At 38.9% G+C, this 17,280-nt stretch carries 9 protein-coding genes, 2 tRNA genes and 3 rRNA genes; 1 reads left to right on the plus strand and 13 read right to left on the minus strand.

The window, feature by feature from the left end:
• The first annotated feature begins 1 nt into the window (after position 1).
• On the plus strand, positions 2 to 568 hold the full coding sequence (locus tag ACWPWS_RS19680; RefSeq protein ID WP_105681771.1) for a hypothetical protein: 567 nt from the start codon (positions 2 to 4) through the stop codon (positions 566 to 568).
• Between the two features lie 143 nt (positions 569 to 711).
• Here the strand turns inward: ACWPWS_RS19680 and ACWPWS_RS19685 are convergent, their stop codons facing one another.
• From ACWPWS_RS19685 to ACWPWS_RS19745, 13 genes are all read right to left on the minus strand, one after another.
• Positions 712 to 2,607: a SusD/RagB family nutrient-binding outer membrane lipoprotein gene (locus ACWPWS_RS19685; RefSeq protein WP_454047646.1), complete on the minus strand. Its 1,896-nt coding sequence runs from the start codon at positions 2,605 to 2,607 to the stop codon at positions 712 to 714.
• A gap of 15 nt (positions 2,608 to 2,622) precedes the next feature.
• Positions 2,623 to 5,520: a SusC/RagA family TonB-linked outer membrane protein gene (locus ACWPWS_RS19690; RefSeq protein WP_454047647.1), complete on the minus strand. Its 2,898-nt coding sequence runs from the start codon at positions 5,518 to 5,520 to the stop codon at positions 2,623 to 2,625.
• Between the two features lie 361 nt (positions 5,521 to 5,881).
• A 5S ribosomal RNA gene (rrf, locus tag ACWPWS_RS19695) occupies positions 5,882 to 5,989 on the minus strand.
• 145 nt (positions 5,990 to 6,134) lie between these two features.
• Positions 6,135 to 8,687: ribosomal RNA gene (locus ACWPWS_RS19700) — 23S ribosomal RNA — on the minus strand.
• A 204-nt stretch (positions 8,688 to 8,891) separates the two neighbouring features.
• A tRNA-Ala gene (locus ACWPWS_RS19705) sits at positions 8,892 to 8,965 on the minus strand.
• Between the two features lie 97 nt (positions 8,966 to 9,062).
• Positions 9,063 to 9,136, minus strand: a tRNA-Ile gene (locus tag ACWPWS_RS19710).
• Between the two features lie 212 nt (positions 9,137 to 9,348).
• Positions 9,349 to 10,865: ribosomal RNA gene (locus tag ACWPWS_RS19715) — 16S ribosomal RNA — on the minus strand.
• The 16S, 23S and 5S rRNA genes sit together here with 2 tRNA genes alongside, the layout of an rRNA operon.
• A 584-nt stretch (positions 10,866 to 11,449) precedes the next feature.
• Positions 11,450 to 12,061, minus strand: a complete 612-nt coding sequence (locus ACWPWS_RS19720) for a hypothetical protein (RefSeq protein WP_454047648.1) — start codon at positions 12,059 to 12,061, stop codon at positions 11,450 to 11,452.
• A gap of 73 nt (positions 12,062 to 12,134) precedes the next feature.
• A complete protein-coding gene (rfbD, locus tag ACWPWS_RS19725; RefSeq protein WP_454048205.1) occupies positions 12,135 to 13,013 on the minus strand; it encodes a dTDP-4-dehydrorhamnose reductase in 879 nt (292 codons plus the stop codon).
• Between the two features lie 32 nt (positions 13,014 to 13,045).
• Positions 13,046 to 13,531 (minus strand): acyl-CoA thioesterase, encoded by a 486-nt coding sequence (locus ACWPWS_RS19730; protein ID WP_105684213.1) that lies wholly within the window; start codon positions 13,529 to 13,531, stop codon positions 13,046 to 13,048.
• A 70-nt stretch (positions 13,532 to 13,601) separates the two neighbouring features.
• Complete coding sequence (locus ACWPWS_RS19735) at positions 13,602 to 14,105, minus strand: OmpH family outer membrane protein (protein WP_105684212.1); 504 nt, start codon at positions 14,103 to 14,105, stop codon at positions 13,602 to 13,604.
• Positions 14,106 to 14,170: 65 nt separating this feature from the next.
• A complete protein-coding gene (locus tag ACWPWS_RS19740; protein ID WP_454047649.1) occupies positions 14,171 to 14,725 on the minus strand; it encodes an OmpH family outer membrane protein in 555 nt (184 codons plus the stop codon).
• 8 nt (positions 14,726 to 14,733) lie between these two features.
• Positions 14,734 to 17,268 (minus strand): BamA/OMP85 family outer membrane protein, encoded by a 2,535-nt coding sequence (locus ACWPWS_RS19745; RefSeq protein ID WP_105684225.1) that lies wholly within the window; start codon positions 17,266 to 17,268, stop codon positions 14,734 to 14,736.
• Positions 17,269 to 17,280: the final 12 nt, after the last annotated feature.

Here is a 17,280-nt window from a genome sequence, read left to right on the forward strand (position 1 = left end):
AATGAAAGTCAAAAGTCCCTTTCTCAAAGAACAGTTCTTAAAAAGATATCTATACATTATTGCTTTAATAATGGGAAGTTTTCTTGAAGGGCAAACCATAAATATTGCCGGAACCAGCTGGACAGCCAGCGTACCTACCATTACAGAAGCTGGAAATAACTATACCGGAACTTATGACAATCCCAGTCTGTTAACATTATCAGGTTTTTTACCAGGGTCTTTTCTAAATTTACTGGGCAGCTCCGGAGCAAAAATCAGTATGCAGCATGTTCCAACTTCCTGGAACAGTTCCCTGAAACTTTATGCAAAAAGGAGTGGAGGAACGGCAACAATCAATGGTCTTTGTGTACTGTGTACAGCAACTATTAACGGTGGCCTTAGTTATATTGAAATACCACAAGCGACGGCCGTAACACTTTCAACAATTACCTTTAGTGGTGTTTTAGGTGTTGGCAACAGTGTAAATTATTCCGCTATTAGTGTACAATTGGAAATAGGTGGAGTTTCTGTGACGATTCCTGCTGCAGCTTATAGTACACAAGTCGTTTTTACCATAGGAGCAAATTAAAGAATACGCCAAAGCCATCCTGATCCTTGCATCATAATTAATTCAACAATCTCTGTAAAGAAACATTCAATCCATATTTATCTATAAAAACAATCCTTTTCAAAGTAAGAAAAGGATTGTTTTTTTATGGTATTTAAAATTAATTAATGTTTGGCCCACCAAAGAGGAGTCAGCACAGCATCAGCACCTCCAAGTAATTGTACAGCCTTATCGTATCCGGGCTGATCCGTGTTTCTGAAAGTACTTGGATATCTTAATCTCTGAGGGAAATTCTGAATGGAATTCGTCATATAATTCCCTGAAGTCAGATTAGGAAGATTTACCAAAGGTGTTTCTACTGCAGGATTTTCAAAAAATGGTAACCCAAGTCTTCTCTGATCGCTCCAGGATTCTAACGGTAGCCAAGGCATATTGGCAATGTATTTCTGGGTAATAATCTTTGTGAGTTTATCATTCTTTACCGATCCATTCTTATAAATGGTATTCACAGGGTATTTAATGTCTACAGAAACCAAGTTCCCGGTTGCAGGATCTTTATATTTCATAGTATGGCTCACCCCGGGTTCTGTAATATGACTATAAGAAACAGAAGTTCCATCACGGTTATAATCTGTTGAAGTAATATATTGACCATAGAATTGCGAAACTTCATTATAAACAAAACTTTCCTGAATCCCCTTGTTATAGGCAGCTTCATCACTCATTGGAACCGACCAGCCTTTCAATGCGGCTTCCGCCAAAAGGAAATACGTCTCCCAGCTTGCAAAAAATATTCTTGAATTCTTACTTTCGCGATACTGCTTACCCAAAGCCGGCATACATCCAACTACATTTCTCAATCCGTTTCTCTGTCCTTTTACTCCCCAATTTCCGATGGTGTAGGCATTCCAGGTATTGACTGTGTTTACTGTTATCGTCGAATTATCTGCAAACGTAAGATCTCCATGATTGGTAGTTGCCTGATTGGTATAAGTAGGATATAATGAATAAACCGGACTTGTAAGATCTCCTGGAATATAGAACGTTTTATACGCTCTCGGATCGATTTTATTGGGTAGACCATCCAACCAATATCCTGCACTTGGATCGTTGGTCATTGTTGTAAACTGCTGATCATATTTTATTCCAATATAGTCAGATGCTTTAACCGCCGTATGCTGAGCTGCAGGTAATTGGTCTGTGGAACTTACTCCTCCTAAACCAACGTATAAATTGTTAAGTGTTCCTGACAAGATTTGGGAGTTCCATTCTCTTGACATTACCCCTGTTAAGGCGTCCCATCCTGGTTTTTCAGCCACTTTAAAATTATCTGCACTTGTAGCGATAAACTTATTTGAATTAGCTGCTGCTTCAAATTCTGTTTTTGCTTTTGAAGGATCTACTTCAGCAATTCTCATGGCAATTCTCATCCTCATAGAGTTGGCATACTTTACCCATTGAGCCCAATTAAACCCATAAACCATATCATAGGCATTAGCATTTGATGGTACTCCTTGGTTGGTGTCCATTTTTGCGGCTGCATCTTTTAATTCTTCTAAAATAAAATAATACACTTCTTTTTCAGAATTAAAAGTAGGATTCGTTCCCTGAAAAGCCTGAATAGGTTGAGGTCCGAAATTATCCGAAAATTCGCTCATTAAATAAGCTCTCCAAATTCTGGAAACCTGAATAATATTGTCGTAATAAGGTTTTCCTTGCCCGATTGATTTTTTTTCATTTGCTAATTGAATAGCCGCATTTGCATTATTGAGCCAATCGGAAGCGTATTTCCAATATTCGGAAGTCCAGGAATCATCGTAGGTTCCCCCCGCAATTCCTGTTGTTAAATGCTGTCTGGATGCCGTTTTCCAATATAAAACAAAAACACGTTCTGCAATATTAGGATCCTGCTGGGCACCGAGAATTGAGTTGTTTAATAAATATTCAGGTTCTGCTTTATTAGAGTCTACAGCAAACGGATTATTATTGATGTCTTCAAAATCATTACATGAAGCACATACTAAACCGATGGTAAAAAATGATAAGATATATTTTTTCATTGAGTCAGTTTTTAATTAAAAGCCTAAAGTGATTGTAAATAAATAAGATCTTGAAGTAGGAAAAGCAAGGTTCTCAAATCCTGTAGCATTAGAATTAATGGCGAATACAGATTCCGGATCAATTCCTTTTGCTTTACTGTAGATCATCCATACATTATTGGCCGTAAAAGCAACTTTAGCACTTTGCAGGGCCAATTTTTGGAAAATACTTTTAGGGAAATTATACGTCAGCTGAATATTTCTTAAACGAATATTGGTAGCATCATAAATATTTTGTTCTGTAATTCCTAAGTTTCCAGCTGTTACAGCTCCCCAATAATCCTGTTGAGTGATCTCTTTGGTATTTGCTGTATAACCGCCGCTTCCCTGCACTACTGCATCCAAAATCATATTATCTCGTTTTCCTCCAGGTGCAGTGTCCGCAGCAAGTCCATTCGCTTGTAACGCCGCTTGTGTTGCAGAGAAAAATTTCCCTCCGATTCTTCCGTCAATTAAAAATGAAAGCCCGATATTTTTATATACAAAGCTGTTGGTAAAACCAAACAAAGCCCTCGGAGTCTGATCTCCAAGATAATATTGATCAGGAGTAGCCTGCGGCAATCCGTTTTGATCCACAATCAATTTTCCGTAATGAGCGCTGCCGGTATCTTCTACTCTCAGGAATTTCGTTCCATAAATTGCCCCATAAGGTTTTCCCACTTCAGCGAAGAAGGCAACGTTATCAAAACCTGCTAAAGGATATTTTGAGATATTCCCATCAATTTTATCGATGTTACTTTTTAAAGTTGATAAATTAGCATTTACATTCCACGCAAAATTTTCCTTCTTAAAAATATCTGTATTCAATACGAATTCAAATCCTTTATTGTGCAGTCCACCTGAATTAATCATCATTCTTTCATATCCGGAAAGTGGATTTATCGGAATAGCTATAAGCTGATCAGTTGCATTATTATTGAAATAACTTACATCCAGAGACACTCTGTCAAAAAACTTCATATCTGCACCGACTTCAAAAGTTTTAAGTTTTTCTGCATGTAAATTTGAATTAAAAAGTATTTTATTTCTTGCAAGTACAATATGTCCGTTTGGATCAGTGGAAGCAATATATGTGTTGTACAAGCTTTGAGGAGGTAAAGAGTTCCCTACAACGGCATAGGCTGCACGAAGCTTAGCAAATGTTAAAACATTCGAACTCGTCCCATTTAATTTCTTCAGCATATCTGTTAAAACTAATGAGGTACTCACAGAGGAATAAAAATAAGATCTGTTATTAATATTCAACGTAGAGGACCAGTCATTTCTTGCGGTAGCATTCAGAAACCAATATCCGTCATAATTAATTTCAGCAGCAGCAAAGACTGAATTAATTTTTTTCCACATATCAACTTCAGTTGTTGTAACAGAAGCAAGATCACTTGTATTAGAAGTGCTGAAAACGTTAGCAAGAATGAGATTTTGTGTAGTAAAATATAAAGCTTTATCCCTGCTTTCCATCATCTGTCCATACACAGAAAGCGATCCGCCCCATTTGCCAATAATATTGTCTTTTTTAGCATTAAGGCTTATGATATAATTATTCTCATAAAACTTTTCCTGACCGGTAGTATAAGAATTATTACGTGAAGATCCTGTCCAAACCCTTGCATCCGTATTTAAAGAATAGAAATCCGTTCCTAACCTTACATCTGCGCTCAGCCAATTATTAAATTGATATTTGAGATAACCATTCAATAAAAACCTATCTTTTTTATCGGCATTCAATGCATTATAGGCGGTCCAATAAGGGTTAATTCCATTTGAAGTGATCCAGCGCGAAGTAACCTCATTTTGCATCTGCCCATCACGATAGTCTCTTACATCAATATTTTGAGGCATTAAAAGTATTTTCGGATAGTAATTTCCATCGCCTTGCCCTCCGGAAGGTCTGTTTGTTCCCTTAATACTCATATACTGGGCTTTCACCTCACTCGTCCATCTTTTATTAGCTCCAAAATTAGAATTCATTTTAGCCATAAAGTTGAACCTTTCGTATTTTGAATTAGGAATCTGGCTGTTACTATTTAAATAATTAGCAGAAGTGTACAAGCTTGACCCTTCGCCTAAGTTCTCCTGAAAGCTCAGTGTATGCTGTGAATTTGTTCCTGTCTTAAAAAAGTTTTTTAAGTTATCATAAACCGTCATATTAGATCCCTCAAAAGATGGTCCCCAAGAAGTAGTATTGTCAACTCCAACAGGATTGGATAAACCATTACTACCTTGTGCAAAACTATGTTGCAAATCAGGTTTCATAAAAATATTTTCGAAACCTAAGCTTGTAGAATAGGTAATTCCTAATCCACCTTTTCTTTTACCGGTTTTTGTTGTAATCAAAATAACACCATTTCCACCTCTGGAACCGTAAAGGGCAGAAGCTGCACCACCTTTTAAAACAGAAAGACTTTCAATATCATCCGGGTTAATATCACTTAAACCATTTCCCATATCAAGATCCGGATTCCAGAAATCATTATTAAAGTCTTTTCCATTCTGTCTAACCTTTGATCCCAGGCTATTACTTAGCGGAACTCCATCCACCACAATAAGAGGCTGATTATCCCCAGTAAAAGAATTAAACCCCCGTAGATTAATTTTAGAAGAAGAACCAGGTCCAAAACTTCCTTTAATTACTTGTAATCCGGCAACCTTTCCTACCAATGCATTGGTCATGTTATTTTCTTTGGCATCAACAAGGGTTTGGCCTTTTACATCCTGGAAAGAATATCCAAGCGCTTTTTTTTCTTTTTTTACACCATAAGCTGTTACAACTACTTCGTCAATCTTTGACGTTTTAGTTGAATCACTTTGTGCATACAATCCATAGAAACAGAATAAGGATTGGAGCAGCCCAACCTTAAAAATGGTTTTTTTCATAAAAATTAGATTTGGTATATATTTAATAATATCACAGGATATTTTAACAAATAAACGTAATTATTATTAAATTAATATACAATCATTAATTATTTATGCTAAATACACTAGTAAAAGCAATCTAATCTTTCTAAAGCTTATGATACTTAAACGATTAAGTAAAATTCAAAATTTGGTTAGCCATAATTAGTATCTGGTAACTGAAAAAAGGGATAAAATAGAATATGTATTGTTTAGACTCCTACGGATGACAATTGTGTTGGGGTGAAGGTATTTGTACGGCAAGCAGGTAGCTATGGGTATAGTATATAACAAAAAAATCCTTTATCATCAGATAAAGGATTTTTAAAAATAAAATAAAAACTGGCGGCGGCCTACTCTCCCGCGTTAGCAGTACCATCGGCGCTGGTGGGCTTAACTTCTGTGTTCGGAATGGGAACAGGTGAGCCCCACCGCTAAAACCACCCTAAAGGTTGTATATAAGATGTCAGATGTAAGACAGCAGATGTCAGACGAATTTGTCTGAGATCTGAGATCTAATCTCTGATATCTGTTTTAAGCGATAAAAACTTTCACAAAGAGGTAACCTTGCTGCACTTCCGTGCGCCATATCAGGCTATAAATCTACGGGTAATTAGTACTACTTGGCTATGACATTACTGTCTTTACACCTATAGCCTATCAACGTCGTCATCTCCAACGACCCTTAAAAGATGTCTCATCTTGAGGCGAGTTTCGCACTTATATGCTTTCAGTGCTTATCTCTTCCAAACGTAGCTACTCAGCAGTGCACCTGGCGGTACAACTGATACACCAGAGGTTTGTTCAATTCGGTCCTCTCGTACTAGAATCAAGCCCTCTCAAACATCTAACGCCCGCAATAGATAGAGACCGAACTGTCTCACGACGTTCTGAACCCAGCTCGCGTGCCACTTTAATGGGCGAACAGCCCAACCCTTGGGACCTTCTCCAGCCCCAGGATGTGACGAGCCGACATCGAGGTGCCGAACCTCCCCGTCGATGTGAGCTCTTGGGGGAGACTAGCCTGTTATCCCCGGAGTACCTTTTATCCTATGAGCGATGGCCCTTCCATACGGAACCACCGGATCACTATGTCCTGCTTTCGCACCTGATCGACTTGTAGGTCTCACAGTCAAGCACCCTTATGCCATTACACTCTACGCACGGTTACCAAGCGTGCTGAGGGTACCTTTGAAAGCCTCCGTTACTCTTTTGGAGGCGACCACCCCAGTCAAACTACCCACCACGCAATGTCCTTCTAAAAGAAGTTAGGCTCCAAGTAAGTAAAGGGTGGTATTTCAACGTTGGCTCCACAAACACTAGCGTGCCTGCTTCAAAGCCTCCCACCTATCCTACACATTACTTACTCAAAGTCAATACGAAGTTATAGTAAAGGTTCACAGGGTCTTTTCGTCCCATTGCGGGTAATCGGCATCTTCACCCCAGCACCGGGCAGGTGTCAGACCCTATACTGCATCTTTCGATTTTGCAGAGTCCTGTGTTTTTGATAAACAGTCGCCTGGGCTCTTTACTGCGGCCACCATTGCTGATGGCGTCTCTTCTCCCGAAGTTACGAGACTATTTTGCCTAGTTCCTTAACCATGATTCACTCTAGCACCTTAGGATTCTCTCCTCGACTACCTGTGTCGGTTTTGGTACGGGTTGCTTCACTTCGGCTTTTCTTGGAAGCACTTTCCCTACAGCAGCTTCGCCCGAAGGCTAGGCCTTGACTATTCCGTCAGTCTCCAGTAAGTACGGCACTCCGTCCCCTTTTTAGTGTGAGCAAGTATGGGAATATTAACCCATTGTCCATCCACTACCCCTTTCGGGTTCGCGTTAGGTCCCGACTAACCCTCAGCTGATTAGCATGGCTGAGGAAACCTTAGTCTTTCGGTGAGCGGGTTTCTCGCCCGCTTTATCGTTACTTATGCCTACAATACCTCACAGTACTGCTTCGGCGCAAATAGAATGCTCTCCTACCAGATGTATCTAAAATACAAATCCATAGCTTCGGTAATATGTTTATGCCCGATTATTATCCATGCCGGACCGCTCGACTAGTGAGCTGTTACGCACTCTTTAAATGAATGGCTGCTTCCAAGCCAACATCCTAGCTGTCAATGCAGTCCAACCGCGTTGCTTCAACTTAACATATATTTTGGGACCTTAGCTGTTGGTCTGGGTTCTTTCCCTCTCGGACATGGACCTTAGCACCCATGCCCTCACTGCCGTAGAACATTTATTAGCATTCGGAGTTTGTCAGGAATTGGTAGGCGATGAAACCCCCGCATCCAATCAGTAGCTCTACCTCTAATAAACTTATATACGACGCTGCACCTAAATGCATTTCGGAGAGTACGAGCTATCTCCCAGTTTGATTGGCCTTTCACCCCTACCCACAGGTCATCCGAAGACTTTTCAACGTCAACCGGTTCGGTCCTCCACTCTGTGTTACCAGAGCTTCAACCTGCCCATGGGTAGATCACAAGGTTTCGCGTCTAATCCTACTAACTATACGCCCTATTCAGACTCGCTTTCGCTCCGGCTCCGGTACTTAATACCTTAACCTCGCTAGTAAAATTAACTCGTAGGCTCATTATGCAAAAGGCACGCCGTCACACCATATAGGTGCTCCGACCGCTTGTAGGCGTACGGTTTCAGGTTCTATTTCACCCTTCTATTCGAAGTGCTTTTCACCTTTCCTTCACAGTACTTGTTCACTATCGGTCTTTCAGGAGTATTTAGCCTTGGAGGATGGTCCCCCCATATTCAGACAGGATTTCACGTGTCCCGCCCTACTCATTTATCATCCAAATATGCCTTTCGAGTACAGGATTATCACCTTCTATGATTGTTCTTTCCAGAACATTCCTCTAAACATATAAAGACTTTTGGGCTAATCCGCTTTCGCTCGCCACTACTTACGGAATCTCTTCGATTTCTTTTCCTCCGGGTACTTAGATGTTTCAGTTCTCCGGGTTTGCTCCTCCTAAGAGGTGACTGGTCTTCAACCAGCCGGGTTGCCCCATTCGGACATCTGCGGATCAATTCGTGTGTGCCAATCCCCGCAGCTTTTCGCAGCTTACCACGTCCTTCGTCGCCTCTGAAAGCCTAGGCATCCGCCATACGCCCTTAACGATTTCTTTCCTAATATTTAAATTAGTTCAGTATTTTTTGATAAACTCTCGTCTATCGATATTTTTATAAACTCGGCACTCGAAAGTGCTCGGTTATCTCTTTGTGATGTCTTTACCGTTAATGTCAATGATCTTAATGTCTTCTTGTCTGCTTAATGAACAGATATTGTTTTTGGCTCTATCCGTAACTTTTAAATTAAGCTTCCAAAACTGTGGAGAATAAGGGAGTCGAACCCTTGACCTCCTGCGTGCAAGGCAGGCGCTCTAGCCAGCTGAGCTAATTCCCCTCTAGTAGAAATTGTAAATTCTAGATTATAAATTTTAAATCAAACATGCGTTATAATCTAAAATCTATAATTTATAATCTATAATCCCTTCAATTAGTAGTCTCGGGCAGGCTCGAACTGCCGACCTCTACATTATCAGTGTAGCGCTCTAACCAGCTGAGCTACGAGACTTCATTATTAATTTTAAATTTTAAATTGAAAATTTTAAATGATTCTTAAATCTAAAATCTATAATTTATAATCTAAAATCTCTCTATCCCTTTACTAATTTCTAGTGGGTTTTGTATTTTTATATAGCAACCAAACAAAAAACTAAAGCTTGAACTTTAAGTAAGTGCTGTATCTTGCGATACTAATTTTGTTTATCGTCCTAAGACGCTCTAAAATGAGATGTTCCAGCCGCACCTTCCGGTACGGCTACCTTGTTACGACTTAGCCCTAGTTACCTGTTTTACCCTAGGCAGCTCCTATTACGGTCACCGACTTCAGGTACCCCAGACTTCCATGGCTTGACGGGCGGTGTGTACAAGGCCCGGGAACGTATTCACCGCGCCATGGCTGATGCGCGATTACTAGCGATTCCAGCTTCATAGAGTCGAGTTGCAGACTCCAATCCGAACTGAGACCAGCTTTCGAGATTTGCATCACATCGCTGTGTAGCTGCCCTCTGTACTGGCCATTGTATTACGTGTGTGGCCCAAGGCGTAAGGGCCGTGATGATTTGACGTCATCCCCACCTTCCTCTCTACTTGCGTAGGCAGTCTCACTAGAGTCCCCAACTTAATGATGGCAACTAGTGACAGGGGTTGCGCTCGTTGCAGGACTTAACCTAACACCTCACGGCACGAGCTGACGACAACCATGCAGCACCTTGAAAAATGTCCGAAGAAAAGTCTATTTCTAAACCTGTCATTTCCCATTTAAGCCTTGGTAAGGTTCCTCGCGTATCATCGAATTAAACCACATAATCCACCGCTTGTGCGGGCCCCCGTCAATTCCTTTGAGTTTCATTCTTGCGAACGTACTCCCCAGGTGGCTAACTTATCACTTTCGCTTAGTCTCTGAAGCTTGCGCTCCAAAAACGAGTTAGCATCGTTTACGGCGTGGACTACCAGGGTATCTAATCCTGTTCGCTCCCCACGCTTTCGTCCATCAGCGTCAGTTGTTGCTTAGTAACCTGCCTTCGCAATTGGTGTTCTAAGTAATATCTATGCATTTCACCGCTACACTACTTATTCCAGCTACTTCAATAACACTCAAGACCTGCAGTATCAATGGCAGTTTCACAGTTAAGCTGTGAGATTTCACCACTGACTTACAGATCCGCCTACGGACCCTTTAAACCCAATAAATCCGGATAACGCTTGCACCCTCCGTATTACCGCGGCTGCTGGCACGGAGTTAGCCGGTGCTTATTCGTATAGTACCTTCAGCTTCCCACACGTGGAAAGGTTTATCCCTATACAAAAGAAGTTTACAACCCATAGGGCCGTCGTCCTTCACGCGGGATGGCTGGATCAGGCTCTCACCCATTGTCCAATATTCCTCACTGCTGCCTCCCGTAGGAGTCTGGTCCGTGTCTCAGTACCAGTGTGGGGGATCACCCTCTCAGGCCCCCTAAAGATCGCAGACTTGGTGAGCCGTTACCTCACCAACTATCTAATCTTGCGCGTGCCCATCTCTATCCACCGGAGTTTTCAATTTTAAATGATGCCATTCAAAATATTATGGGGTATTAATCTTCCTTTCGAAAGGCTATCCCCCAGATAAAGGCAGGTTGCACACGTGTTCCGCACCCGTACGCCGCTCTCTAGATCCCGAAAGATCTATACCGCTCGGCTTGCATGTGTTAGGCCTCCCGCTAGCGTTCATCCTGAGCCAGGATCAAACTCTCCATTGTATGTTTGTCTGACTCACTCAAAGTTTTTTAACGCTTTAGTTTTTCCTTACTTGGTTGTTATATTGTATGTCAATGATCTTTATATCTTTCGCTTTTCAACGAAGCAATCTCTCTGTCAGTGTCGCTCCGTATTTGCGAGTGCAAAAGTAAAACTTTATTTCTTAATGACCAAATGTTTTAAAAGAAAATTTTAAAGTTTTTTAAGTAACCTTAATCTCTCTAAACCCTCAATCAATCTACTCCTGCGCTCCCTCTAATTGGGACTGCAAAGATACAAACTCTTTTTAAAACCCGCAACTCTTTTTAATAAAAAAATTAAAGTTTTTTGTTTGTCTCTTTTTGAAGTATCATATTGTCTCTGCTTATCTAAAAGCTCTTCTGCGCTACTGAGCTACTCTCGTTTTTCAGTGGGGCAAAGATAACAACTTATTGCAACGCAAACAACTTTATTTAACATAAATGTCATATCCTCGTAATATTTGAACATAAGCCACTGATACAAAGTGAGAAAAATTTCAAACAAAATCCACTCAATTTAATTTCATATAAAGTAAAACCAGCGAGATTGTTATTATAAGTGATATTTAAGGCTTACTTTCTTTATAGATCACGCTCAAAAATTCTGCATAAGACTTCTCCAGACCAATGATATCTCCGGATTTAAGGTTTAAACCTCCTACTCCTGAGTTATCCGGCTTCACTTTTAAAGAGGAAACCTGAAAATAAATATCATCATCATTGACTTTTGGCTGAACTTTTACTGTAGATCCTAAAAGTTTCTTGGTTGAGATGGTATAGATTTCTCCCGGCATAAATTTTAATTTTAAAAATGATCTGGGAGAAATGGTGTAATCTTTACGATTGATACTTATTTTCTGATCTTTTTCAGAGGAAGCAAATATATACATCTCTCCATGCTTAGTTACCAGTTTTTCTTTAGGCGTATAATATAACGCAATTTTATAATTGGCAGCATTGAATGCCTGAGGGGTACCATCTACATTTTCAAAGGGTTTTAATTCAAATGTATTGGCACCAATCTCTTTTGCTTTTTTATATACTAAGGAAAAGACAGCTGCATCATCTTTTGAAAAGCCCTGTACTTCTACTTCTCCTAAATAAACAGCATCTCCGGCGGATTCTTTCCTATAGAAGAATTTATCTGAGTTGTCATTTGTTTTTTCGACTTTCGTCATATAGACATTTTGTGCACTCCACAGCTGGATACATAATAAGGAAAAGAGTATTGCAATATTTTTCATATATATATTATGGGTTTGAAAGTATATCAACACATTCTTCAAGGCTATTTTCCCAATGTTTGGGTTCTATTTTGTAGACTTCTTCTATTTTATCCAAAGACATGGTACTTCTCACAGGTCTTTTGGCAGGTGTTGGATACTGCTCGGTTGTCAACGGATTTAATTTTACTGATGATTTTGAAAATTCAGCAATTTTTTTGGCAAATTCAAACCAGGTTGTCTCCGGATAGTTTGAGAAGTGGAAAATTCCATAGGTCTTTTGTGGAGTTTCGATGATCTCCATAATTGCTTCTGCCAAATCGTTTGCATTGGTTGGCTGTCCAAACTGATCAGCAACGATTCCCAACTCTTCTTTTTGAGAGAAAAGATTCAACATTGTTTTCACAAAGTTTTTATTAAACTCAGAGTACAGCCATGAAGTTCTCAGGATGATTGTTTTTGGATTGATTTCCAGAGCACGCTCCTCTCCTTCTCTCTTTGATGCTCCATATACTCCTATCGGATTAGTAAAATCATCTTCAGAGTACGGAAGATTTGTAGTACCATCAAAAACATAGTCTGTAGAAACGTGGATAAGAACAGATTTATAATCTGTACATGCCTGAGCAAGGTGAGCTACTCCATCAGCATTTACCGCAAAAGCTTTTTCCTTTTCCTTTTCTGCCAGGTCAACGGCTGTGTATGCAGAAGCGTTGATGCAATAATCAGGTTTGTTATCATAAAAGAAATCATTCACCTGCTCTTCATTGGTAACATCTAAAATGGATGAATCTGTAAATAAGAATTCATATTGGTGTTCAAAGTCAGGAGCTATTTTTTTTATGCAGTTTCCTAATTGTCCGTTACTACCTATTACTGCTATTTTTTTCATTTGTTTATTATTAATTTTTAAGTTGGAACCTTCAATAAGAAATGGGGTTAAGAATTTTTGGCATTCTGAGATCTTAAGAACTTCACTCTAGACTGGAAGTCTTTTTGGATAAGATCTACATAAAACTTATCAAAAATCTCTTTGATATCCTGAGGATGAACTTCAGATTTTCTTGTTTTAACATTAAAATAGATAACGGTCACCCAAAGTACAGCATGAATTGTCTTTTCATCCAGACTTTTCATCAGAATTTCAACTTTTGCTGTTCTATCCTGTACATCGATGGTTTTACTGCTGATGACTACCTGTGTATTATACCTTACTTCTTTTAAATAGGCTATTTCATTTTGAATAGCAATCCAGGTACAGCCGGTTTTCTTGGTATATTCTTCATAGGTAAACCCATAAAATGTTTCTACATGATCTTCTCTAGCATTGAACATATAATCAAGATATTTTACATTATTCAGATGTCCGATCGGATCACAGTCACTAAACCTAACTTTGACCGTAGTTGATACTTCTTTTTCCATTCCGCAAAAATAAAAAAACCACCTCTAAAAGAGGTGGTTAGTTTTATAAATCTTTGTTAATTTGCTGAAATTATTGAATTCCTAATTCTTTCTTCACAGCTGCAGTTGCGTCTGGTCCTGCTTTATAAAGGAATGCTGTTGAGTTTGCATCCATAATATAGTCATATCCATTAGCTTTAGCTACTTTTTCTACTGCATCATTTAGCTTTTTCTCAATAGGACCGAAAGCTACATCTTGCTTAGCTTGTAGATCTTTTTGAGCTTTGTCCTGCATTTGCTGGATTTCTTCAGCTAATTTTTTCATTTCTGCTTCTCTTGCTGTGTTTTCGTCAGCTGTTTTCTTAGGAGCTTCAGTTTGATATTGCTGATATTTAGTTTGAGCTGCGTCAGCTTTTTTCTTAATCTCAGCTTGTTTAGTATCTAAGAATGTTTTAAGATCAGCATCTGCTTTCTTTTTCTCCGGCATAGCGTTAAGAACTCCCATTACATCTAAAGTAGCAATTTTTTGAGCTTTTGCCATACCTACAGATACAACCATCATTACTGCTGCAAATAATACACTTAATTTTTTCATAACTGGTAAATAAATAATTTAATTTGTTTTTAGATTTTAAAATATAGCAAAAGTTAATTTTCTTATTATTTTTTTCCTTTGCTATTTGTTTTTTTCTTCTTATCTGTTCCTTTTAACAGGATAGACAATACTTTTTCTGTGTAATCATATTTTGACTGAAGGAAAATAACACTAATGTTATTGCTTTTATCAAGAACTATGCCCAAGCCATTTTTTTCGGACATTGTTTTGATAGCTCCCCAGATCTGATCCTGAAAAGGCTGAACCAGATTTGTTCTCAGTTTTGTGATCTCACCATTAGCTCCAAAACGTAAGCTTGTTGTCGTTTTAATATTTTTATCAAGGTCTGTAACTTCTTTTTCTCTAAGTTTAAGCTGGTCACCTATCAATAAAACTTTTTCACTTTCAAAAGCAGCCTTTTTTCTTTCATATTCAGTCTGAAGATTTTGAAGTTCGGATTCCCAGGTATCGATCTGAGAGTTTAATCTTGCTTCAGCTTCTTTATACTGAGGTAATTTATTCAAAATTTCATCCGTATCCACTACTCCGATTTTCTGGGCGTTGTTTAACCCAAAAAGCAAAAGGAATGCGAATGTGAAAATTATTTTAAAGTGCTTCATATTTGTAATTATAATGTTTGGTTCATCAAGAAGTGGTTTCTCCATCCAGACTTATCACCTGAAATTGTCTTATCAAGACCAAGTGCAAAGTCGAATCCGATCAATCCAAATGCTCCCATATACACTCTTACCCCGACTCCGACTGATCTTTTCAGCTGGAATGGGCTGTAAGAACTCCATGAATTCCATACATTACCACCTTCTGCGAATGTCAAAGCGTAGATTTTTGCAGTCTGGCTCATAGAGATTGGGTATCTTAATTCTAAAGTAAATCTGTTATAGATTGTACCTCCACCTTTCTGCGTAATATCATCTGCCTGTCCTCCTTCTGTACTTGCATTTTCATAACCTCTTAAAGGGATTAATTCTCTACCGTCATATCTACCTCCGAAAAGACCTGTACCTCCCATGTAGAATCTTTCAAATGGCGGAGCACCTAATTGGCTGTTATATCCATCCATGAATCCCATTTCTGCGGAAGATCTCAAGACCAATTTTCCAATGATCTCATTGTAAACATCTGCTTTAAACTTGATTTTATAGAATTCCATCCACTTATATTTGTCAATAGCTGACATGGTGGAGTAATCTTTCTTCTTAAACAATGAGTATGGAGGAGTCAGTTTTGCTGAAAGCTCAATATTGGATCCCATTGTTGGGAAAATCGGGTCAATACCTGCAGAGTTTCTGCTCAATCCCAGGTTGACACTGAAGTTATTGGCAGTACCATTCGTTTCTGTAGTATCTCCAAACTGGAATGGGTAGTTATTGAAGTCATACTTCTGGAACTGTAATCCTGTGTAAAGTGAGAAATAATCATCCGGCCAGTTCAATAGTCTGTTTAATCCTACTGAAGCGGAGAAGATGTTCAATTTCTGAGCAGCTCCGTACTGATCTGTATATCTTACTCTGGAGTTGTTCAAACTTACAGAAAGAGCTGTTGGTCTTGTACCAAATAACCAAGGTTCTGTAAATGATACTCCATAGTTCTGGAAGTACTGTCCTGCCTGAACCTGAATAGAGAACGTTTGTCCGTCTCCCTGAGGCACAGGTTTGAAGTCTTTAAACTTAAGGAAGTTCTTTAATGAGAAGTTATTAAATGTCAATCCTAAAGTACCGATAAAGCTGTTACCACCGTAACCTGCCTGTAACTGGACCTGAGAAGATCCTTTTTCTACAAGTTTCCAGTTGATATCTACGGTATTATCCACCTGATTTGGCTGAATATCCTGACCGATCTGCTGAGGGTCAAAGAATGACATCCCTGCTAAATCGAAATAGGTTCTTTTAATTTCCGTTTTCTTGAATAGCTCTCCCGGCTTCGTTCTTAAAGCTCTAAGAATCACGTGGTCATGGGTTGTAGTGTTCCCCTGCCATGTTACTTTATTCCAGGTAGCCTGTTCTCCTTCGTTAATTCTAACTTCAAGGTTTACGGCATCTCCTGATACTGATTTTTCAACAGGTGTTACATTGGAGAAAAGATAACCATTGTTCATGTAAACAGATTTGATATCTGAATCATCTTCTTTTCCTCCGTCTTCACCAACTTTTTTGTTGAATCCTACAGCATCGTAAATATCACCTTTTTTATATCCTAATAATCTTTGTAAATATTCTGTAGCGTATACCGTATTTCCCGTGAACGTAACGTCCCCGATATAATATTTTTTACCCTCGTTAAGTTTTACGTTGATTTCGTAGTTATTTCTTTTGTTTCTCCATACAGAATCTGAAACGATTTTAGCATCTCTATATCCAAGGGAGTTGTAATAACTGATAAGGCTTTGTTTATCTTCCTGATATTTATCTTCAATGAATTTTGAGGATTTTAAAATACCACCGATCCCAAAACGTTTTTGTTTCGTTTCTTTGAAAGCATTATTTCTAAGCTTTCTGTCGGTTACATTTTCATTTCCTTCAAATTCAATATGGTCGATTTTAATTCTTTTACCCTTATCTACATTGATTGTCCAGTCTACTAAAGCAGGATCTCCTGCATTTACTTTATCCTGAATCGTGATTTTAGCATCAGCAAAACCTTTTTTAATGTAGTCTTTAGGGACATTGGTTTTAAGGCTTGAAACCAAGTTCTGAGTGATCTTAGTTCCTGGTTTAAGGTTGTTATCCTTTGCCAGTTTCTCACTTTTAGATTTACCGATTCCTTTTCCTGCAAATTTCACTTCTCCAAGTTCTTTCAGATCCTGCAGGTAAAATTTCAGAACGATCGTCTGTCCTTCAATGCTTTGAACATAAACTTCCACTTCAGAAAAAGATTGGGTATCCCAAAGTTTTTTTACAGCGTTGCTGATTTTCTGTCCCGGAATGTCTACACTCTCTCCTTTTGTAAGGCCCGTAAATCTTAAGATCTGAGCTGGTGTATATTTTTTTACCCCATCTACAACGATGTCTTTAAGTGTATAAGTTCCTGCCTCATTTTCTGCATGTACAGCATTATTTACTTTTGTGCTGTCTTGTGGAGTTACTTGTCCATAAAAATGTGCAGAAGCAGCAAACATAATGATGGGTAATAGTCTAAACTTCATTTTATCGAGTCT

It is taken from the genome of Chryseobacterium sp. Marseille-Q8038, from assembly GCF_965111995.1.

Bases quoted from the DNA above. Each gene is read 5' to 3' on its own strand.
- ACWPWS_RS19680 (WP_105681771.1), top strand. From the start codon at position 2: ATGAAAGTCAAAAGTCCCTTTCTCAAAGAACAGTTCTTAAAAAGATAT.
- ACWPWS_RS19690 (WP_454047647.1), bottom strand. From the start codon at position 5,520: ATGAAAAAAACCATTTTTAAGGTTGGGCTGCTCCAATCCTTATTCTGT.
- ACWPWS_RS19745 (WP_105684225.1), bottom strand. From the start codon at position 17,268: ATGAAGTTTAGACTATTACCCATCATTATGTTTGCTGCTTCTGCACAT.
- ACWPWS_RS19735 (WP_105684212.1), bottom strand. From the start codon at position 14,105: ATGAAAAAATTAAGTGTATTATTTGCAGCAGTAATGATGGTTGTATCT.
- ACWPWS_RS19730 (WP_105684213.1), bottom strand. From the start codon at position 13,531: ATGGAAAAAGAAGTATCAACTACGGTCAAAGTTAGGTTTAGTGACTGT.
- ACWPWS_RS19685 (WP_454047646.1), bottom strand. From the start codon at position 2,607: ATGAAAAAATATATCTTATCATTTTTTACCATCGGTTTAGTATGTGCT.
- ACWPWS_RS19720 (WP_454047648.1), bottom strand. From the start codon at position 12,061: ATGACGAAAGTCGAAAAAACAAATGACAACTCAGATAAATTCTTCTAT.
- ACWPWS_RS19740 (WP_454047649.1), bottom strand. From the start codon at position 14,725: ATGAAGCACTTTAAAATAATTTTCACATTCGCATTCCTTTTGCTTTTT.